This window comes from Thermus thalpophilus, from assembly GCF_022760915.1.
Taxonomy (GTDB): domain Bacteria; phylum Deinococcota; class Deinococci; order Deinococcales; family Thermaceae; genus Thermus; species Thermus thalpophilus.
In genome coordinates, this window is the sequence record NZ_JAKTNS010000036.1 from 1 (window position 1) to 20092 (window position 20092).

The window sequence follows — 20092 nt, forward strand, 5'->3', positions numbered from 1 at the left end:
TCAGCACGTGCAGGGAGCCAAACCACTTGTGCAGGTTGTGGATGCGGATGATGGGCCTCATGGCGTCCTGAGCCTTTGCCATAGATATACCCCCAAGAGGAGAGCCCCGCCCAGGAGGTCGGTCTGTATACCGGGAGTCACCAGGCTCAGCGCCGCCAGCAACAGGACCAAGCGGGCGAGCCAGCCCATGGGTTTATGCAAAAAGCCAAGGGTGGCGGCAGCGAAGGCCACCATGCCCGCAAAGCCGCTGAGGGCCACCTCTAAGCCCTCGAGCCACCCGCTCACCCCAATCAACAGCAGCTTGGGGTTAAAGAAGAACATGTAGGCCAAAAATGCCGTGCGCATCTCGTAGATAAAGCCCTGGATCCCCGTTTTCCAGAAATCCGACTTGGCGATGGCGCTAGCCGCATAGGCCGCCAGCGCCACGGGAGGGGTGGAATCGGCCATGATGCCGAAGTAAAACACAAAGAGGTGCGCGGCCACCGGGGGCACCGCATAGCCCGCTTTCTCGGCCAGATTAAGCACCACGGGAACCACCAAGGAAGCCATGACGATGTAGTTGGCGGTGGTGGGAAGGCCCATGCCCAAAAGGAGGCTCGTGAGCTGGGCCAGAACGAGGACCAAGATGAGGTTCCCCCCGGAAAAGCGCTCCACGATGTCCGTGAGGCCGAAGCCAACGCCGGTCATGGTGACGATGCCCACAATCACTCCGGCGGTGGCCGTGGCCAGAGCGATACCTACCATGTTGCGGGCGGCGGCTTCCAGCCCCTCCACCACCAGCCAGACTCCCCGGACCAGACCAGCCCCTAGGCCCCGCCCTTGGCGAAAGGCCCAGTAGGCTTCCTGTAGCAGGATGAGGCCGATCAACAGACCCACCGTGTTCAGGGCCGCCCGCTCCGGGGTCAGGTGGGCTATGACGAGGGCGTAGATGAGATAACCTAGAGGGATTAGGTAGTGGAAGCCCGAGCGCAACACGGGGCCCACCGGAGGCAGCTCGTGGCGGGGTACTCCCTTTAGGCCCATGCGGAGGGCCTCGAGGTGGACCACCACAAACAAGGTGGCGTACGCCAAGATGGCGGGCAAAGCGGCCATCACGATGAGATCGCCATAGGGGATCTGCAGGAACTCAGCCATGATGAAGGCCGCCGCCCCCATAACCGGGGGCATCAGCTGGCCGTTGGAACCCGAGGCCACCTCTATGGCCCCCGCAGTCTCGGGGGGATACCCCACCCGTTTCATGAGGGGGATGGTGAGGCTCCCCACCGTCACCACGTTAGACACGGACGAACCGGACACCATGCCGTGAAGGGCGCTGGCCACCACCGCCGCTTTGGCAGGCCCTCCACGGTAGGTCCCTAGGAGGGCATAGGCCAGTTGGATGAGGAATCGGCCCGCCCCCGCTTTGTCCAGCAATGCGCCAAAGAGGACGAAGAGGAAGACGAAGGTGGCGGAAACCCCCAAAGGCACCCCCCAGATGCCCTCGGCGGTGGTGTAGAGCTGGCCCACAAGCTGGCTCCACTGGCTTCCGGCGTGGAGCTGGAGCCAGGAGGGCAGGCTAAAGGGAAGAAGCCCCTTGGGGCCCGTGAGGGCGTAGAGGACGAAGACCGAGGCGATGAGGGGCAGGGCGGGCCCCACCACCCGCCAGGCGGCGAGGAAGAGGACGAGGAGGGTGAGGGTGCCGAAGGCCACGTCCCTTTCGCTCGGGATGCCCCCCCGAAGCTGGGTGATGCCGTAGTAGTCCACCACCACGTACAAAGCCCCCACCACGCCCAGAAGGGCCAAGGCCCAGTCCAAAAGGGGAATGCGGTCCTTAGGCCCCCGCCTTCCCGGGTAGGCCAGGAAGGCCAAGGCCAAGGCGAAGGCCAGGTGGACCGCCCTGAGCCGAAAAGGATCCAGGGTGCCCACCTCCGTGGCCCAAAGCTGGAAGAGGCTCCAGGCCACCCCCAAACCCAAAAGGAGGAACCGCCCCGCCCCCTTAGGGCGCCTTCCCCCAAGCTCGCTTTCCTCCACCAAAAGGTTGGCGTCCGTCATCCTTCCTCCTTCACCGCCAGGGAAAAGGGGCCCCGGGCGGGGCCCCTGGCCAACGCTTTCCGCCTACTTCAAGACCCCCAGTTCCTTGTAGAAGCGCTCCGCCCCAGGGTGCAAGGGGATGGGAAGCCCCTTCACCGCCCTTTGCAGGCTAAAGAAGCGCTCCAGGTTGGGGTGGATCTTCTTGAAGGCCTCCTGGTTGCCGAAAACCGCCTTCATGAACTTGTACACGGCGTCGGGGGAAAGCTTTTCCGAGGCGATGAGCATGGCCTGGACCGCCACCGTGGGGGTGGTGACGTCCACGCCCTTGTAGGTGCCGCCGGGGATGTTAAAGCCCACGTAGAAGGGGTACTTTTTGGCGATGGCCTGCACCTTGCCCAAATCCACCGCCACCAGGGTGATGGGGGTGGTGAGGGCCAGCTGCTGGATGGCGCTCGCCCCCAGGCCCACGGTGTAGAAGAGGGCGTCCGCCCGCTTGTCCTGCATGAGCTGGATGCCCTGGGTGGCGCTCACCCGAATGGCCTGGCCCAGGTCCTCAAAGCGGAGGCCGTAGGCCTCGAGGATCTGCCTGGCGTTTTGCTCCGTGCCGGAGCCCACATCCCCCACCACCACCCGCTTGCCCTTGAGGTCGGCCACGGTGCGGATCCCGGCGTCGGCCCGGGCCACGATGTGGATCACCTCGGGGTAGAGGGCGGCCAGGGCCCGAATGCTCTTCACCGGCTTGCCCTCAAAGGCGGGGATGCAGCAGCCCTGGTAGGCGTAGTAGGCGATGTCGTTTTGGGCCAAGGCCATCTCAAACTCCCCGGCGGCGATGGCGTTGATGTTGGCCACACTCCCCCCGGTGGAGCGGGCGTTGGCCCTGATCCCCACGTTGGCATCGTTCACCAGCTTGGCCATGCCCGTGGCCACGGGGAAGTAGACGCCGGTGGTGGAACCAGACCCGATGGTGATGAACTCCTGGGCGAAGCCTAGCCCCAAGAGGGCGAACCCTGCAAGCAGATACCGTTTTAGCCGCATCTTTACACCTCCTTAACCGAAGGCAGTATACCGGGGGCCCCAAATGGGGACAACCCCTAGCGCCCCGGCACCTTCAAGCGCGTTTCTAAGCGGTTGGTAAAGGCGGTGAGCACCGTGGTGAGGAGGAGGTAAATGGCCGCCACCGCCAAGTAGACCTCCACCGGGCGGAAGGTGGCGGAGATGATCCGTTGCCCGGAAAGGGCGAGCTCGGTTAGGGCTATGGCGCTGGCCAAGGAGGAATCCTTAAGGAGGGCCACCACGTTATTCACCAAAGGAGGCACCACGATGCGCAGGGCCTGGGGCAGGACCACGAAGCGCATGGTGTCCGCCGGGGAGAGCCCTAAGGACCAGGCCGCCTCCCACTGCCCCTTGGGAATGGCCTGGATCCCCGCCCGCACCACCTCGGCGTTGTAGGCCCCCACGTTGAAGGAAAGGGCGATGAAGGCTGCCCAGTAAGGGGTCAGGGCCTGCTGGGCCTCGGGCCAGAGGGGCTGGAGCAAAAGGGGCAGGGCGTTATAGGCAAAGAGGATCTGCACCAAGAGGGGGGTACCCCGGGTTACCCAGATGTAAAAGGTGGCGGGAAGCCGCACCCAAGCCCGGGAGGAAAGCCGAAACATCCCGGCAAAGACGCCGATGATGAGGCCCGCAAGCCCCGAGATTAAGGTGAGCTTTAACGTGATCTCCGCCCCCAGGGCCATGGCCTGGCTGGCGGAGGCCGCCCGCTCCGGGCCGAAGCCCGTGAGGAGGAAGTAGCGCTCCAGGGCAAACCCCAACAGGGCGAAGAAGAGGAAGTAGCCCCCCAAGAGGAGGGCCAGCAGCAAGAGGAAGCGAAGCCAAAGGGGCATGGGCAGAAGAAAACCCCAAGGGCCAAGGGCCCTTGGGTCAAAAAAGGGCTACCGGCAGCGCACGTCCTCCCCAAACCACTTCTTGGAGATTTGGGCGTAGGTGCCGTCTTTCATCAGCTCGGCCAGGGCCCCGTTTAAGGCGTCCAGGACGCTCTTGTTGCCCTTGGCCACCGCCATGGCCACCTTTTCCTGGAAGACGAGCTCGCCCAGCTGGAGGGTGTTCTCCAGTTTGCGCTCCTTGATGGCCTCCTTGGCCACGAAGCGGTCGGTGATCCAGGCGTCCAAGCGGCCCGCCAGGAGGTCTTGCAGGGCATCCGGGTCCTTCTGGTAGGTGCGCACCTGCTTGATCTCGGGGATCTTCTGCGCCGCCTCCATATAGGTGGTGCCGATCTGCACGCCCACCACCTTGCCCTGGAGGTCCTTGGCCGTTTTGGGTCCCCCCTTCTTGCTCACGATCACCCCACCCGTGCAGTAGTGGGGGTTGGTGAAGTCCACCGCCTTGGCCCTTTCCTCGGTGATGCCGTGGGAGGCGATGACGAAGTCAAACCGGCCCTGGTTGAGCTGGATCAGGAGGCTATCAAAGGCCTGGGTGATCCAGACCGGCTTCAGGCCAAGCTTCTTGGCGATGGCGTTGCCCAGGTCAATCTCAAAGCCGGTGAGCTGGTTTTTCTCATCAAAGTAGTTGAAGGGGGGGAAAGCCCCCTCCGTCCCGATGCGGATCTCCCCGGAGCGCCTGATCTGGTCCATGCTCCGCACCTGGGCAAGCCCCAGGGAAAGCGCCAAAAGCCCTACCAAGACAAGCAGCTTTTTCATGTCATACCCCCTTGCGTACACCGCAAGATTATAACGCCCCTTTGCCCGGGGCAAGCCTAGGCCCAGCGCACCCACCCCACCCGGCCGGTGATGGGATGCCTTAGGGCAAGGCGCACCCCGTAGGCGTAGCTTCCGGGCCGAGGGGGGCGGTAGGCCAGGCTATAGCCATCCCCTTCTGGCTCCAGGGGCACCACCCCGAGGGCGCCATCCGCCCGGCGCACCACGAGCTCCACGGCCACAAAGGGCCGCAGGGCCTCGGGCACCTCCCCTTCCACCCAGGCCCGCACCCGCATGGGGGTGCCGTTTAGGGTGAGGTCCCCCGGCACCTCCACCTTGAGGCTTAAGGCAAAGAAGGCGGGGAGGGCTTCGTGAAAGGCCCTAAGAAGCTCCCCCTGGGCCCTAGCCCGCTCGGACCAAGCCTCTCCCGTCTGGTAGAGGGCCTCGTACTCCCCCACCATGCGGGCGGCGCTAAAGCGGGACCCCACGGTGCGCAGGCTCTCGTGGACCATGGAAAGCCAGCCGGAGGAGTAGCCCTCTGAGCCCACGGCGTAAAAGAGGGGGAGAACCTCGGACTCCAACACGTCGTACAGGGCCTGGGCGTCCGCCATGTCCTGGGCCTCCTCGCTCTCGTAGATGCGCTCATCCCCGATGGCGAAGCCGTTTTTGCCGTTGTAGGCCTCGGCCCACCAGCCGTCCAGCACGCTCAGGTTCAGGGCGCCGTTCAAAGCCGCTTTCATGCCGCTCGTTCCCGAAGCCTCCATGGGGCGGCGGGGGGTATTGAGCCAGACATCCGAGCCGTGGACCAAGACGCGGGCCAGGTACATATCGTAGTCCTCCAGGACCACCATGCGGTCCTCGAGGCCCAGTTCCCGAATCCGGGCCACCAGCTCCTGCAGGTAGGCCTTCCCCGGCTCGTCCTTGGGGTGAGCCTTGCCGGCAAAGACGAACTGGACCGGGTAGGGCCCCCGCACGATCTTAAGAAGCCTTTCAGGGTCCTTGAAGAGGAGGACCGCCCGCTTATAGGTGGCGAAGCGGCGGGCAAAGCCGATGGTGAGGGCCTCCGGGTCCAAGGCCCGCTCCGCCTCCCGCAGGCGGCTTGGGCTTTCCCCGTTGCGGCGGCGCTGCTCGTAAAGCCTGCGGCGCACCTCCCGCACCAAGTCGCCCCGGAGCTCTTGGTGGATGCGCCAAAACTCCTCCCCCAGGCCTTCCACCTTCCAGGTGGAGAGGTCTTCCGGGCGCTTGAGCCACTCGGGCCCGAAGACCTCGGCGTAGTGGCGGCGGAGGCGGGGATGGAGGAAGGTCCAGGTGTGGACGCCGTTGGTCACGTGGCCGATGGGGACCTCCTCGAGGAGAAGCCCAGGCCAAAGGTGGTGGAACATGCGCCGGGACACCTCCCCGTGAAGCCGGGACACGCCGTTGGCCTGGGCGCTGGTGGAAAGGGCCAGGTTGGACATGGAAAAGACCCTGCCCCAGGGCTTCTCCTCGAGGCCCAACGCCAGCACCGCCTCCCACCCCACGCCCAGGCCCTCAAAGAAGCCCCCCAGGTAGCGCTCCAAGAGGTCCAAGGGAAAGACATCGTGCCCCGCGGGCACGGGGGTGTGGGTGGTGAAGAGGGCCCCAGCCCGGGCCAGCTCCAAGGCCACGGGGAAGGAGTGCCCCTCCGCAAGAAGCTCCCGAAGCCGCTCCAAGCCCAAGAAGGCCGAGTGCCCCTCGTTCATGTGGAAGACCTGGGGGGCAAGGCCCAAGGCGCGCAGAAGCCGCACCCCCCCGATGCCCAAGACCATCTCCTGCAACAGGCGCATCTCCAAGCCCGGGGCGTAGAGCCGGGCGGTGATGGCCCGGTCCTCGGGGGCGTTTTCCGGCAGGTTGGCGGTGAGGAGGTAGACGGGCACCACCCCCACCTGGACCCGGTAGGCCCCCAAAAGAAGCCGCCGCCCGGGCAGGTCCAGCCCCACCCTTAGGGGCCGGCCCTCGGCGTCTTGGACGGGAAGAAGGGGAAGTTCTTCGGGGTGTAAGGGTTCATAGACCTCAAGCTGTGCCCCCTCCGGGGAAAGGCGCTGGTGGAAGTAGCCCTCGTGGTAGAAGATCCCGACCCCCACCAAAGCCAGCCCCAGGTCACTCGCCGCCTTCACGTGGTCCCCGGCCAAGACCCCAAGCCCCCCAGAGTAGATGGGCAAGGAGCTGTGGAAGCCGTACTCCGCGGAAAAGTAGGCCACCAAGGGCCCCCGCTTGGCCCCCCGTTCCTCCAAGTAGCGGCGCAAGGCCCCCACCACGGCTTCCACCCGGGCGGGGTAGCTGGTGGTGGCCAAGGCCTCGAGGCGGGCCGGGTCCACCTCCAAGAGGAGCTTCACCGGATTTCCCCGGAAGCGCTTCCAAAGCAAAGGATCAATCTCTTGAAAAAGCTCCGCCGCCTCAGGGTTCCAGCTCCACCAAAGGTTATAGGCCAGTTCCCTTAGGCCCTGCAAGGGCCCAGGTAGGAGGGGCATGGCGGTGATGTGGCCAAGGGTTTTCACGGGGGGAGATTATACCCAAAACCCCTAGCGCAGTCTGCGCCACAGCTCGGGGCTAAAAAGGAGGACCACGGGCAAAATCTCTATGCGCCCGGCCCACATCTGGAAAATCAGGACGAGCTTAGAAAAAGGGGAAAGCTCGGCGTACGAACCCATGGGCCCCACCGGGCCAAGACCAGGGCCGATGTTGCCGATGGCCTGGGCGCTGGCGGTGAAAGCCACCACGAAATCCCCTTCCAAAAGGGCCAAGGCCAAGGTCCCCAGGCCGAAGAGCACGGTATAGAGGAAGACAAAAACAGCAACCTGCCTGAGGGCCTCCTCCGACACCACCCGCTCCCCCAGGCGCAAGGGAAGGACCGCCTGGGGGTGCAGGGTGCGGGTAACCTCCCGCCGCAAAAGCCCGAAAAGGAGGAGCCACCGGACCACCTTAATGCCCCCCGCCCCCGAACCGGCGCTGCCCCCGATAAACATCAAGAAGACCAAAAGAGCCTGGGCCGGAACCGCCCACTGGGCGAAGTCCACGCTGGCGAAGCCGGTGGTGGTGAGGATGGAAACCACTTGGAAAAAGGCGTGGCGGAGGCTTGCCTCCAGCCCGTACATGTGGTGCGTGTAGAGGTAAAGGGTGAGAAGCGCCCCAAAAAGAAGGACGACGCCCAGATAGGCCCGAAACTCGGCATCGCGCCAAAGGGGCCTCACCTCCCGGCCAAACAGGAGGCGGTACTGGAGGAGGAAGTTCACCCCTGCCAAGAACATGAAGACTACCCCTGCCCACTGGGCCAAGGGGGCGTAGGCGGCGAAACTTTGCGGGTTGGGGCTGAGCCCCCCGGCTGGAATGGTGGTGAGGGCGTTGGACAGAGCCTCGTGAACGGGAACGCCCGCCCCCCAGTAAGCGAGGAAGGCCAGGATCGTGAGGAGCAAGTAGACCTTCAGCACCGCCAGGGCGGTATGCCGGAGCCTCGGGGTCAGGCGCTCCTTTTCCACCCCCGTGCTTTCGGCGAAGAAGGCCTGCCGCCCCGCCACCTGAAGCTGGGGAAAAATGACGAGGAAAAGCAGCACGATACCGATGCCCCCCATCCACTGGGTAAGGCTTCGCCACAGGAAGAGGCTTTGACCAAAGCGGCCGAAATCCGCCAAGACCGTGGCCCCAGTGGTGGTGAAGCCGGAAACCGACTCAAAAAGGGCATCCAGGTAGCCCATCCCCCCGGAAACCCAATAGGGCACCGCCCCCAAGACGGGCACCAGGATCCATAGGAGGGCCACGCTGGCGAAGACCTCGGCCCTCCGGGGCTGGGCCTGTGGGTGGCCTAGGGCCTGAAGCACCTTCCCGAAGCCCACGCCAAGGAGGGCCCCAAAGGCGAAGCCCCGGGCGTCCTCTTCCAGGAGGAGGGCCAGAAGGGCGAAGAGGAAGAGGATCACCCCCATCCCCTGGTAGGTAAGGCCAAGCAGGTAAAGGCTGGAGCGGAACCCCGGTCTAGCGCGCGATGCGGGCCACGGCCTCATCCGCCACCTCCCGGGCCGCCACCAAAAAGAGACGATCCCCGGGGAGGGCCAACAGGTCCTCCCGGTACAGCATCACCCGATGGTCCCGCTCCAGGGCCACGGGGGCCACCTGGGGCCCGGCCAAGGCCTTCAAAGCCCTGGGCTGGAAGTCCTCCGGAAGCTCCACCTCCAAAAGCTCTATGTTTTCGTCCATGGTGGAAACATGCTCCACGTTTTCCGGTCCCAGGAAGTCCAATACCGCCCGCACCGCCGCCTGTCGCGGCGTGAGGGGGAGGTCAATCCCCACCTGCTCAAAGAGCCTCCGGGTTTCCGAGCGGGAAACCCGGGTGATGACCTTACCTACCCCAAGCTGCTTGGCCAAGAGGGAAGCCAGGAGGTTCTTTTCGTCGTTATCCGTCACCGCCACCACGGCGTCCGCCTCCTGCATCCCCTCCGCCTCCAAAAGCTCCAGGTCCGTGCCGTCTCCCTGAATCACCAAGGCCCCGGGAAGTTCTTGGGAAAGCCACTCGCACCGCTCCCGGTTGGGTTCAATGATCACCACCTCTAGCCGCCTGCGCAAGAGCTCCTGGGCCACCATGAAGCCAACATTCCCTCCGCCCAGGATCATGACCCGCCGAACCCCCCGGCCCGTGGCGAAGCAGGCCTCGAGCTCGGGAAAAGCCTTTAAGGTGGTGACGAAAAGGAGTTTGTCCCCGGGCTCTAGCACCAGCTCGGGGAAATCGGGGTGGGCGAAGCTCAGGAAAGCCCCGTCCCGCACCACCCCCACCACCAACACCCCTTCGGGCCAGACCTCCTCCGCCAAGAGGCGGTGGGCATAAGGCCCCCCTTCCTTCACCCGGTACTCCACGAAGCGGAGCCTTCCCCCCGCCAGAACCTCCGTGTCCACCGCCCCGGGCACCAAGATCACCTCCACGATCTCCCGGGCCATGGCCCGCTGGGGCCAGAGCACCTTGTCAATGCGGGTGCCGAGGATTTCCGCCGTACGGGGATCGGCCAACACCTCCACGTACCCCCCCTTGCCCACGAAGCAAAGGGTTTCCTTGGCCCCAAGCCCCTTGGCCAGGAGGGAAGCGAGGAGGTTCACCTCGTCGGAGTCCGTGCTGGCGATGAAGAGGTCGGCCCGATCCACCCCCGCCTCCCGCAGGGTGTCGGGGTCCGTGGCCCCCCCCACCACCACCTTCACGTCCAGGTGGGCCAGGCGCTCCTTGGCCTGGGGGTTGCGGTCAACGACCACCACCTCGTGGGCCTTCTCCAGGGTGCGGGCGAGCTCCCCGCCCACCTCCCCACCCCCGGCGATGACGATGTACATACGCCTCCTATGCTAAACCTGGACCCCGTAAAGGTCGTAGGTGTCTGCGCGGGTTACCCGGGCCTGGATCCTCTCCCCCACCCGCACCGTGCCGTCCGTCTCCACGTACATCACCCCGTCGATGCCGGGGGAGTCTCGGTAGGTGCGGCCCACGGCGAGGCCTGGCTCGGGAAGCTCGTCCACCAGGACCTCCAACGTTTTTCCCACCAGGCGCTCGTTTTTCCGCAGGCTGACCCGGGCCTGGAGCTCCATGAGCCGCGCCTTCCTCTCCTCCTTCACCTCTTCGGGCACGTGGCCGTCCAGGGCGTTGGCCTCCGCCCCTTCCACCGGGGAGTAGGGGAAGACCCCCACCCGGTCCAGCTCCGCCTCCTCTAAAAAGTCCAAAAGGATCTGAAAATCCTCCTCCGTCTCCCCGGGGAAACCCACGATGAAGGTGGAGCGGAGGGCGAGTTCCGGCACCACCTCCCGCCAGGCCTTAAGGGTCTTGAGGTGGCTTTGGTACCCCCCGGGACGGCGCATGCGGCGCAGGATGCGCTCGGAGGCGTGTTGCAGGGGCACGTCCAAATAAGGGAGGACTTTCCCCTCGGCCATGAGGGGAAGGAGGTCTTTCACGTGGGGGTAAGGGTAGACGTAGTGGAGGCGGATCCAGGCCCCAAGCTCCGCCATGTGGGCGAGGAGGTCCTTAAGCTCCGCCCGCACCAGGCGGTCCCCCCAAAAGCTTGCCCGGTGGCCCAGGTCCACCCCGTAGGCGGAAAGGTCCTGGGCGATGAGGAGGAGTTCCTGGGTCCCCGTGGCCACCAGGCGTGCCGCCTCAGCCAAGACCTCGGCGGCGTCCCGGGAGCGAAGCCGCCCCCGGAGCTCGGGGATGATGCAGAAGCTACAGCGGTGGTCGCACCCCTCGGAAAGCTTCAGGTAGGCGTAGTGCTTGGGGGTGAGCTTCACCTGGGGCGGCACCAGGTCCAAGAAGGGGTCCCGGGAAGGGGGTAGGACCTGCGCCACCGCCGCCAAGACCCCCTCCACCTCCCCTGGCCCCGTGATCGCCACAACCTCCGGGTGGCGGCTTTGGATCACCTCGGGCCGTGCCCCCAAACACCCCGTGACGATGACCCGGCCGTTTTCCTTGAGGGCTTCCCCAATGGCCTCGAGGCTCTCCTCCACCGCCGGGGTGATAAAGCCGCAGGTGTTGACGATGACCAGGTCAGCCTCCTCGTAGGTGGGGCTCGTCTCGTAGCCTAAGGCTTTGAGCCGGGAGAGGATCTGCTCGGAGTCCACCAAAGCCTTGGGGCAACCCAGGCTCACAAAGCCGATCTTTGCCATAGCGCTCCTTGGGGCAGGGCCCCAACAAGGCCTAAGTATAGCCGGGACCCCAGGCCACGCCTAGGGGAAGCTCCGGGTAAGGGGCTTGCCCGGTTCCCCCATGAGCCCCAAGTCCTTCCCGTCCAGGATGACCCGCACCCCCCCGGGGTTCCCGGCCCGCACCTCCACGGGAAGGTCAAAGCGAAGCTCGCTCCCCACCTCGGGAATGCCCTCGTAAAGCCGCTTCTCCCCCTGGGTCACCCTAAGCCAGCTCCGCCCCTCCAGCCGCAGGACCAGTTTTCCCTCCCCTGGCGAGGGGGAAGCCCCTTCGGGAGGGGGATTTTCCGTGGGGGTGAGCCGCACGTTCAGCGAAAGGTCTTTGTTCAAAACGATTTCCTCCTCCCAAGGGGCGTGGCCCGGAAGCTCCACCTTTAACACCCGCCTCCCCCCCTCCAACGGGGGGGTGGCCAAGGGGGTCTGGCCCAGGTAAAACCCGTCCAGGTACACCCGGGCCCCCGGGGGCTCGCTCACCACCCGCAGGGTGTAGCGGGCGGGGGCGGGCGGGGGCGGCGCCTCGGGGAGGACCACCACCTGCTTGGGCTCAGGCCGGAGGAGCAAGTAGGCCCCATAGCCCAGGAGCAGGGCGAGGAATAGGGCCAGCCAAAGCCCCAAGGGCCGCCGGGCCCGCCCCTTCGGCGGGGGCGGGAGGGTTTTGGGGGAAGGCGCGGGGTAGAGGGCCAGGAGGGGCTCGGGGTCCAAGCCCAAAAGGAGGGCGTAGCGCCTCAGGTACCCCCGGGCCAAGGCCGGCTCGGGCAACGCCTCAAAGCGGCAGGCCTCGAGGGCCTCCAGGACCCGCACCTTCAAGGAAAGCCGCTCCGCCGCTTCCTTAAGGCTTAGGCCCTTCTCCTCCCGCGCCCGCCTAAGCCTTTCCCCGAGCTCGCACACAAGGCTATTCTAGCGCCGCAAGCGCCCGGGCCACCTGGGCCGCCAACCGGGCGTTTTCCAGGAGGAGGCGCCGGTTCACCCGATCCGTCTCCCCTTGGGAAAGCTCGGAAAGCCGCCGGAGGAGGTAGGGGGTAAGGGCCTTGCCGAAAACGCCCTCCCTTGCCGCTTGGTGGCTCGCCTCCTCCACCCACGCCGCCACCTTCTCGTAAGGGATGCCCTCGGAGACCGGGTTCACCAGAAGCACCGCCCCTAGGCCAAGCTCCTTGGCCCTCCGGTAAACCTGGGCCGCTTCCCGGGGGCTTTCCACCCGGGCGGGCACGGGATAGGGGGAGGCGGGAGAGAAGAAAGCGGGAAGGCGGTCCGTGCGGTAGCCCACCACGCTCACCCCCAGGGTCTCCAGCCTTTCCAAGGTGGCCCGAAGGTCCAGGATGGCCTTGGGCCCCGCGGCCACCACCAGGATGGGGGTGCGGGCCAGGGCCAAAAGGTCGGCGCTCTCATCATGGGGCTCGGGGTGCACCCCACCGATGCCCCCGGTGGCGAAGACCTGGATCCCGTGGCGGTGGGCCAGGTGGACCGTGGCCGCCACCGTGGTGCCGGCGCTTTTCCCTTGGGCCAAGAGGGCCGCCAGGTTCCAAAGGCTCGCCTTCTCCGCCCCGCCCTTTGCCAAAAGTTCCATCTCCTCCCGCTTCAAGCCCACCCGCACCTCACCCCGAAAGAGGGCGATGGTGCGGGGGCTCGCCCCCTCCTCCCGCACCGCCTCCTCCAGCTCCAGGGCCACCTTTAGGTTCAGGGGATAGGGCAGGCCGTGGGTGAGGAGGGCGGATTCCAAGGCCACCAGAGCTTCCCGCATGGGGCCACTATACCTCGGGCCAGACCAAGACCTCCTCTCCCACCTTGAGCCCGTGGAAGAGGAGGAGCTCGGGGGAAAGCCTGAGCTCCACCCCAAGCCCTTCCGCCCCTTCCACGGGCAAGAGGACCTCCCTTGCCCCCTTGACCCGCACCTGGGCGAAGGGGCCGTAGTGGACCCGCCAGGCTTTGAGGAGCAGGGCCTCCACCTGGGCCCCCCGCTTCCCCAAGGCCACCCGGAGCTTGGCGGTGCGGGGCACCCGGGGGGCCACCTCCACCAGCCTGAGCCGGGCCAGGTGCCCCAAGCGCTTCAGCACCTCCTCCAGGGGCCACCTCCCCACCAGGTCCAAGGGGCTTTTCCCCCGGCCTAGGTCCTGAAGGAGGGCGAGCTCCACCGGGTCCAGGGTGGCCCCCACCGCCTCCAGGCGAGCCGAGGGACGCACCAGGTCAAAGGGGCCCACCTCCACCCGTTCGTCCAGGGAACGGATGGCCTCGAGGAGGTACGCCTCCAAGGGGCCGGCAAGGGTGGTGAGGGGGGCCTTGGCGCCCAGGTGGAAGCGGAAACGCCCCTCCTTCAGGGCCAGGACCTCCAAAAGGGCCTCCCGGCCCGCCTTGCCCGCGAAGGCGGCGTGCACGGGGCGGCCCCGCTCCAGGTAAACCTCCCCCGCTCCGCCCGGCCCCTCCACCAGGAAGACGCCCGTCTTGCCCCCCTGGGCCAAAAGTTGCAGGAGGTCAATGGGGCCTAAGAGGCGGAAATCGCCTTCCATAGCGCCCCCAGATAACCTTTGCCGAAGAAGTGCACGTGGGCGAGGAGGTAGTACACCTGGTACCGGGGAAGGGCCCGCTCCACCTCCTCGGGCAGCGGGTAAAGGGCCTGGTAGGCCTGCCAAAAAGCGGTGGGAAATCCGCCGAAAAGCCGCATCATGGCCAGGTCCACGCCCCTTTCCCCCACGAAGAAGGAAGGGTCCAAAAGGGCCGGCCCCCCTTGGGCGAAGTGGACGTTGCCGTGCCAAAGGTCCCCGTGGAGGGGGGCGGGGCCCTCTGTGGGCAAAGGCTCTCTGAAAAGCGCCTCCACCTTGGGCCCAAGCCCCTCCAGGCGGTCCCAGGTGGCCTGGAGCAAGGGCTCCACGCAACGGAGGTAGAAGAACTCCGTCCAGTCCCCTCCCCGCCTCCCCGGCAGGGGGAAGGTGCCGAGGAAGCCCGGCTCGGCCCCGTACGCCTCCTCCCGCTTTCGGTGGAGGCGGGCCAACATGGCGGCAAGCCCCTCCCAGTCCTCCGGGCCCGGGAAGAGGTACTCCAGCACAAGCCCTTCCTCGGCCACGTGGAACACCCGTGGCACCCTGACCCCCCTTTTTCCGAGCTCCCTAAGCCCCCGCGCCTCCGCGGCGAAGAGGCCCGGCGGGGGGTTTTCCGCCAGCTTCACCGCGTAGGGCCCCACCCGCCACACCCGGGCCATATCCCCCCCGTGGAGGGGAAGGGGGGTACCCTCCACCTCAAGCCCCGCCCGCCGGAGGAGGGTTTTGGGGTCCATGGACCTCCAGGAAGGCCTTGCAGGCGGCCTCCACCGTCCAGTAGGCCTCGAGGCAGTCCTGGTAGTCGCCGTAGTAGGGGTCCTTCACCTCTCCCCCGCCCAGGTAGTCCAAAAGGAGCCGCGCCTTGCCCCGGGCCTCGGGGAAGCGCCTCAGGACCTCCTCCAGGTTCTTGCGGTCCATGACCAGGATGTGGTCGTAGTATAGGGCGTCCTCCCGGGTCATGGCCCGGGCCACGTGGGGGAAGTAGGCCCCCTCCGCCTCCAAGACCCGCCGGGCCCGGGGGTCCATGGGCTCCCCCGCGTGCCAGGCCCCGGTGCCCGCGGAGTCCACCTCAAAGTGGGCCTCGAGTCCCCGCTCCCTTAGGAGCTTGCGGAAGGCCCCCTCCGCCAAGGGACTCCGGCAGATGTTGCCCAAGCAGACAAAGAGCACGCGCACGGGACGCTCCACGCCTCCCATCATAGGACGCCTAGTAGGGCACCTCCGCCCCCACCTCCGTGCCCTTCCCTGGGGCCGAGGCCACCCAAAAACGCCCCCCCCTGGCCTCCACCCGCTCCCGCATTTGGGTCAGGCCAAAGCCGCCCAGGCCCTGGGCCTCAGGGTTTTGAAAGCCTTGGCCGTTGTCCCGCACCACAAGCCTCGCCCCCCGTTCCCCCAAAGGCTCCAAGACCACCTCCACCCGGGTGGGCTTGGCGTGCTTGGCGGCGTTGGTGAGGGCCTCCTGCAGGACGCGGAAGAGGACGAGCTCACTGGCCTGGGATAGCCCCACCGCCTCGGGCAAGGAGAGGTGGACCCTAAACCCCGCCTGCTCGGCGAAGGCCTGGGCGTAGCGCCGCACGGACTCCAGGAAGCCGTAGCGCTCCAGGTCAATGGGCCTTAGGGCGAAGATGCTCCGGCGCACCTCCCGGATCTGGCTCCTTAAGGTGTCCTTCACCTCGGCCAAAGCCCTTAGCGCCGCCTCCCGGTCCTTGTCCAAAAGCCTTTCCGCCAGATCCAGCTTCAAGGCCATGAAGGCCAGGCTTTGCGCCAGGCCGTCGTGGATCTCCCGGGCGATGCGGGTGCGCTCCTCGTTGATGGCGAGCTCCTCCGCCCTCAGGTAGGCTTGGGCGTTCCGCACCGCCAAGGCCACCTGGGAAGCCAGGAAGGAAAGGAAGGGGATGCGCCGGGAAAGGTCTTCCCCTTTTAGGACCAAGACCCCCACCGTCCCCCGGGCCTTCAGGGGCAGGGCCAGGGTCTTGGGGGCCACGAAGACGGGGCCCTCCAAGGCCCCCTTCCACGGGCCCTCGGGAAGGTAGGGGTGGGCGGGGAGGGACAGGTTCCGCACCACCCGGGGCACCAAGAACCCCTCCTCGTCCAAAAGGAGCACCCCGCCCCCCTCCGCCCCCGCCCAGTCCCGAATGCGCTCCAGGAGGTTTTCCAGAAGGCGGTCCAGGTTGGCCTCGGCCTTTAGGGCCTGGTCCACCTCAAAGAGGGTGAGGAGGTCGCGGCTTCGCGCCACCACGGACTGCAAAGCCCCCCCCACCTCGTGGGCGAGCACCTCCAGGAAGGCCCGTTCCGGGGCGGGGGGGCAGGCCTCCAGGTACCCCCTTAGCCCGGGAAGCTCCACCCTCACCCCCCCGCACTCCTCCCCCGCCCGCACCCCCTCCGCCTCGAGGGCCACCGGGTAGCCCAAGGTTTCCCGCAAGGCCAGGGCCACGCGGTGCACCGCCTCCTCCAGGTTCTCGCTTTCCAGGGCCTCGCGGAAGACCCGCCCCGCCGCCAGAAGCCTGCGGTTGGCCTCCTCCAGGGCCCTTTCCGCCCGCACCTTCTCCAAAACCTCCTGGGCGATCCACTCCAACACGGCGTAGGTGACCAAGGGCCCCACCAGGCCGTAAAACCCCAGGCGAAGCCAGAGCAAGGCGTCCACGTGGCGGTAGGGCAAGAGCGCCACCTCAAAGGCCACCACCACCAAGGCGATGAGGGGCGGCAAAAGGCGCTGCGCCAGGCGGACCAAGCGGTAAAGGCTTTGGCTAGCCATCCTTCTTCCCCTGCGCGTAACGGCTTTGGTGGAGGAGCCCCCGCAGGAGCTGCACCTCTCCCGGGGCAAGCCTTGCCTTGTGCAGGATGCGGCGCAGGCGGCGCATGGCGTAGGGGTGGCGGTGGGCGTCGGTGAAGCCGATTTCCAGCACGTACCGCCCCAAGTCGGCGAAAAGGGCTTCCAAGGCCTCCACCGGGGCCAGCTCCTCCCTGGCCTCGAGGCCACCCAGGGCCGCCTTGAAAAGCTCGTAGGCGAAGACCACCACCGCCTGGGCCAGGTTCAAGGAGGGTTGCTCCGGGGCGGTGGGAATGGTGCCAATGAGGTGGGCTAAGTCTAGCTCCTCGTTGGTGAGGCCGAAGGTCTCCCGGCCGAAGACCAAGGCCACCTCCCCCGCCACGGCGAGGGCGTGGCGGGGCACCTCCCAAGCCGGGACCACGGGGGCGGGGTAAAGCTCCCGGGGGCGGCCCGTGGTGGCCACCACGAACTGGGTCCCCGCCAAGGCCTCGGGCAAGGTGGGGACCACCACCGCCCGGTCCAGGACGTCCTCCGCGTGCACCGCCAGCCAGTAGGCCTCCCGGGCCCAAGGCGGCCCCACCCGGGGGTGAGGGTTGACCACGTAAAGCCGGGAGAGCCCGAAGTTGCGCATGGCCCGGGCCACCGCCCCCACGTTCATGGGCTCCTGGGGCTCCACCAAGACGATGCGCACATGGCTCAGGTCAGGGCGATGTTCCATGGGGTTCCTCCACGGGTGCTTCTGGGGAAGCTTCTGGGGCCGCCTGGCCCGTGGCCTCGGGCGAAGCGGGGGGTGCCGGTTCCGCCGGGGGAAGGGGGACCTTGCCCTGGGGGAACCACATGGCCACGCCCGCTTGCGAGGGCATTCCCGAAACCAGGTCCACCTGGGCCTGCACAAGCCCAGGAGGCGGGGGAAAGTCACCCCCCGGGCGGCCCCTTAGGGCCTCCGCCACGAAGGCCCGCCAGATGGGGGGGTTCACCACGGAGCTGGAAGGCTCCCGCCCCCCCATGCGCAAGGGCTTGTTGTCGTCCCGCCCCACCCAGACCACGGCGGAAAGCCCCCGGGTCACTCCGGCGAACCAGAGGTCCCTCGCCTCGTTGGTGGTTCCCGTCTTCCCCCCCACCACCCGCCCGGGGATGCGGGCCCCCTTGGCCAGGCCCTTCTCCCCCAGGTCGTAGACGTAGCCCTTTAGCAGGTCCCACCCTTGGTAGGCCACCTGGGGGCTAAAGAGGGGGCGCCGCTCCGGGGAGGCTTGGTAGAGCACCCTTCCCTCGGCGTCCTCCACCCGCAGAACATAAAGGGGGGCCACCCGGTACCCCCCGTTCACAAAGGAGGCGTAGGCGGCGGCCAGGTCCACGGGGGTGATGGAGGCCCCGCCGATGGCGATGGCCAAGGTGGGGTAGCGCACGGCGAAGCCCGCCTGGGAAAGCTTTTGCGCCACCTTCTCCACCCCGATGGCGTTGGCGGTGTAAATGGCGGGAAGGTTCAAGGAAAGGTCCAAGGCATAGCGCACGCTGATCTCCCGGTTGAGGAAGGTCCCGGAGAAGTTCTTGGGCCGCCACACCCCCCCAGGCTGGCTGGGATCGGGGAACTCCAGGGGGCGGTCGGGGACCAGGCTGGCCTGGGTGAAGCCCTCCTCAAAGGCGGTGGCGTAGACGAAGGGCTTCACGGCGCTCCCCGGGTTCCTGAGGGCCCGGGTGGCCCGGTTGTACTCGTCCCCTTCCCGCCGGATGCCCCCCACCAGGGCCAAGACCTCCCCCGTTTCCGGGTCCAAGCCCACGATGGCGAGCTCCGCCCCCTCGGGCAGGCGGGCTCCCCGGGCCGCCCGTTCCGCCGCCCGTTGCATGGCGGGGTCCAAGGTGGTGTAAACCTTAAGTCCGCCTTCTCCGTAGATTTTGTCCTTTCCGAAGCGGGCCTCGAGGAAGCGCCGCACCTCCATGACGAAGTGGGGGGCCATGCGGAAGTCCAGCTGGCGCAACAGCCGGGCCTCGGGGTCCACCAGCCGGGCCTCCAGAAGGTTCCCCTTCCCGTCGTAGCGGGCCTGCCACCCCTTGGGCACCAGGGGCTCCCGCCAGGTGGCCTCGGCCACCTCAGGGCTCACCCACCCCTCCGCCACCATCTGGTCCAATAGGAGGCGCATCCGCTCCCGCACCCCTTTTAGATCCTGGTAGCGGGCGTTGGGGGCGGGGATGAGGGAGGCCAGGTAAAGCCCCTCCGCCAAGGTCAAGGCGGCCGGGTCCTTGCCGAAGTAAGCCTCCGCCGCCCCCTTGATCCCCACGGCGTTGCCGCCCCAGGGAACCACGTTCAGGTACATTTCCAGGATCTCTTCCTTGGTGTAGCGCCGCTCCAACTCCAAGGCCAAGGCCCATTCCTTGAACTTCCGCTCCAGGGAACGGGCCTGGGCCAGCTCCTTGAGGAGGGTGTTCTTGATCACCTGGGTGGTGATGGTGCTCCCCCCCTGCAAATCCCCCCGGGCGATGGCATAAAGCGCTCCCAGAAGCCGCAGGAAGTCCACCCCGTAGTGCTGGAAAAAGCGGCGGTCCTCGGAGAAGACGATGGCCGCCACCGCCGCCGGGGACACATCCTTCAGCCGCACCAGGCTCCGGTGGATGGCCCGCCCTTCCTCCACGCTGGCGATCTGGGCCAAGGGGGTGCCGTCCCGGGCGTAAAGGACCGAAGTGGCGGTGAGGCGCAGGCGCTCAAACTGGGATAGATCCGGGAGGTCCCGAGTGTAGGCGTAGGCCAGGTAACCCAAGGCGAGCCCCGCCCCAGCCACTAGGCCAGCCAGGAGGAGGAGAAGAAAGCGGAAGACCCGCACGCCCACCAGTTTACCCAAGGGACCTCAGAGGGGCATCCCCAAAAAGCGGGCCAGCTTCTCCCGGTTTAGGGGCTTGGTGATGGGCAAAACCCGGACCACTTCCGCCGTGGTGCGCAACTTCTCCGAGGGAGAGATGAGCACCGCCAGGGGCACCTCCTTGAGCCGCTTCACGTGGCGGATCCGTACCGCGGCGGCAAAGGGGTCCACGTCCAGGTCCTCGTCCAGCAGGATCGCCCGCGGGGTGTGGTCCAGAAGCCAGAACAGGCCTTCCTTGGCGGAGTCAAAGTAGCGGACCGGGATACCGGTTTCCGCCAATACCAGCTCCACGTAAGCCCGCAGCGCCTCGTTGCGGCTTAATAGAAGAAGCCCCGGATACTCCGCCGCCACGGGGCCAGTCTACTTAGGGTTGCGAAAATGCTATGAAAAAAATCTGGCTGGGGCGCGTGGACTCGAACCACGACCGGCGGATCCAAAGTCCGCTGTCCTGCCATTAGACGACGCCCCAGCGTCCAAGGGGATTGTAGGGCAAAAGGCGCTTCCCGTCAAATCCCTGTAGTCGGTCAACACATTTGAGACTCTGTGGGGACCGCCTCCCCCCGTATTTTA

The 20092-nt window shown here is 66.7% G+C and carries 17 protein-coding genes and 1 tRNA gene; all 18 read right to left on the reverse strand.

The window, feature by feature from the left end; translation table 11 throughout:
* Window positions 1–57: 57 nt before the first annotated feature.
* The 18 genes from L0D17_RS10980 to L0D17_RS11065 all read right to left on the reverse strand — a co-directional run bounded on the left by L0D17_RS10980 (window position 58) and on the right by L0D17_RS11065 (window position 19991).
* Entirely contained in the window at window positions 58–2031 is a 1974-nt protein-coding gene (locus tag L0D17_RS10980; RefSeq protein WP_243095283.1) for a TRAP transporter permease, read from the reverse strand.
* Window positions 2032–2094: 63 nt separating this feature from the next.
* A complete protein-coding gene (locus tag L0D17_RS10985) occupies window positions 2095–3045 on the reverse strand; it encodes a TAXI family TRAP transporter solute-binding subunit (RefSeq protein WP_243095285.1) in 951 nt (316 codons plus the stop codon).
* 56 nt (window positions 3046–3101) lie between these two features.
* Window positions 3102–3890 (reverse strand): amino acid ABC transporter permease, encoded by a 789-nt coding sequence (locus tag L0D17_RS10990; RefSeq protein ID WP_243095287.1) that lies wholly within the window; start codon window positions 3888–3890, stop codon window positions 3102–3104.
* Window positions 3891–3938: 48 nt separating this feature from the next.
* A complete protein-coding gene (locus L0D17_RS10995) occupies window positions 3939–4703 on the reverse strand; it encodes an ABC transporter substrate-binding protein (protein WP_243095296.1) in 765 nt (254 codons plus the stop codon).
* A gap of 56 nt (window positions 4704–4759) precedes the next feature.
* On the reverse strand, window positions 4760–7216 hold the full coding sequence (glgP, locus tag L0D17_RS11000) for an alpha-glucan family phosphorylase (RefSeq protein ID WP_243095298.1): 2457 nt from the start codon (window positions 7214–7216) through the stop codon (window positions 4760–4762).
* 24 nt (window positions 7217–7240) lie between these two features.
* Window positions 7241–8713, reverse strand: coding sequence for a TrkH family potassium uptake protein (locus L0D17_RS11005; protein WP_243095299.1), 1473 nt, complete (start codon window positions 8711–8713; stop codon window positions 7241–7243).
* Window positions 8685–10022 (reverse strand): Trk system potassium transporter TrkA, encoded by a 1338-nt coding sequence (trkA, locus tag L0D17_RS11010; RefSeq protein WP_039459796.1) that lies wholly within the window; start codon window positions 10020–10022, stop codon window positions 8685–8687. The genes L0D17_RS11005 and trkA overlap by 29 nt, the downstream gene beginning before the upstream one ends.
* 12 nt (window positions 10023–10034) lie before the next feature.
* Window positions 10035–11339, reverse strand: a complete 1305-nt coding sequence (gene rimO / locus L0D17_RS11015) for a 30S ribosomal protein S12 methylthiotransferase RimO (protein ID WP_243095302.1) — start codon at window positions 11337–11339, stop codon at window positions 10035–10037.
* A gap of 60 nt (window positions 11340–11399) precedes the next feature.
* Complete coding sequence (locus tag L0D17_RS11020; protein ID WP_243095303.1) at window positions 11400–12263, reverse strand: RodZ domain-containing protein; 864 nt, start codon at window positions 12261–12263, stop codon at window positions 11400–11402.
* Between the two features lie 4 nt (window positions 12264–12267).
* On the reverse strand, window positions 12268–13113 hold the full coding sequence (locus L0D17_RS11025) for a pseudouridine-5'-phosphate glycosidase (protein ID WP_243095305.1): 846 nt from the start codon (window positions 13111–13113) through the stop codon (window positions 12268–12270).
* A gap of 7 nt (window positions 13114–13120) precedes the next feature.
* Window positions 13121–13876: a DUF4388 domain-containing protein gene (locus L0D17_RS11030; RefSeq protein ID WP_243095307.1), complete on the reverse strand. Its 756-nt coding sequence runs from the start codon at window positions 13874–13876 to the stop codon at window positions 13121–13123.
* Entirely contained in the window at window positions 13852–14640 is a 789-nt protein-coding gene (locus L0D17_RS11035; protein ID WP_243095308.1) for a fructosamine kinase family protein, read from the reverse strand. The genes L0D17_RS11030 and L0D17_RS11035 overlap by 25 nt, the downstream gene beginning before the upstream one ends.
* Window positions 14603–15097, reverse strand: coding sequence for a low molecular weight protein-tyrosine-phosphatase (locus L0D17_RS11040; protein WP_039459918.1), 495 nt, complete (start codon window positions 15095–15097; stop codon window positions 14603–14605). The genes L0D17_RS11035 and L0D17_RS11040 overlap by 38 nt, the downstream gene beginning before the upstream one ends.
* A gap of 10 nt (window positions 15098–15107) precedes the next feature.
* Entirely contained in the window at window positions 15108–16655 is a 1548-nt protein-coding gene (locus L0D17_RS11045; RefSeq protein WP_243095309.1) for a sensor histidine kinase, read from the reverse strand.
* Complete coding sequence (locus L0D17_RS11050) at window positions 16648–17388, reverse strand: RNA methyltransferase (protein WP_243095311.1); 741 nt, start codon at window positions 17386–17388, stop codon at window positions 16648–16650. Before L0D17_RS11050 ends, L0D17_RS11045 begins: the two co-directional genes overlap by 8 nt.
* Window positions 17372–19492: a transglycosylase domain-containing protein gene (locus tag L0D17_RS11055; protein ID WP_243095320.1), complete on the reverse strand. Its 2121-nt coding sequence runs from the start codon at window positions 19490–19492 to the stop codon at window positions 17372–17374. Before L0D17_RS11055 ends, L0D17_RS11050 begins: the two co-directional genes overlap by 17 nt.
* Before the next feature lie 18 nt (window positions 19493–19510).
* Window positions 19511–19873 carry a response regulator gene (locus tag L0D17_RS11060; protein WP_243095312.1) on the reverse strand — a complete coding sequence of 121 codons (363 nt, stop codon included), beginning with the start codon at window positions 19871–19873 and terminating at the stop codon, window positions 19511–19513.
* Between the two features lie 44 nt (window positions 19874–19917).
* Window positions 19918–19991, reverse strand: a tRNA-Gln gene (locus L0D17_RS11065).
* Window positions 19992–20092: the final 101 nt, after the last annotated feature.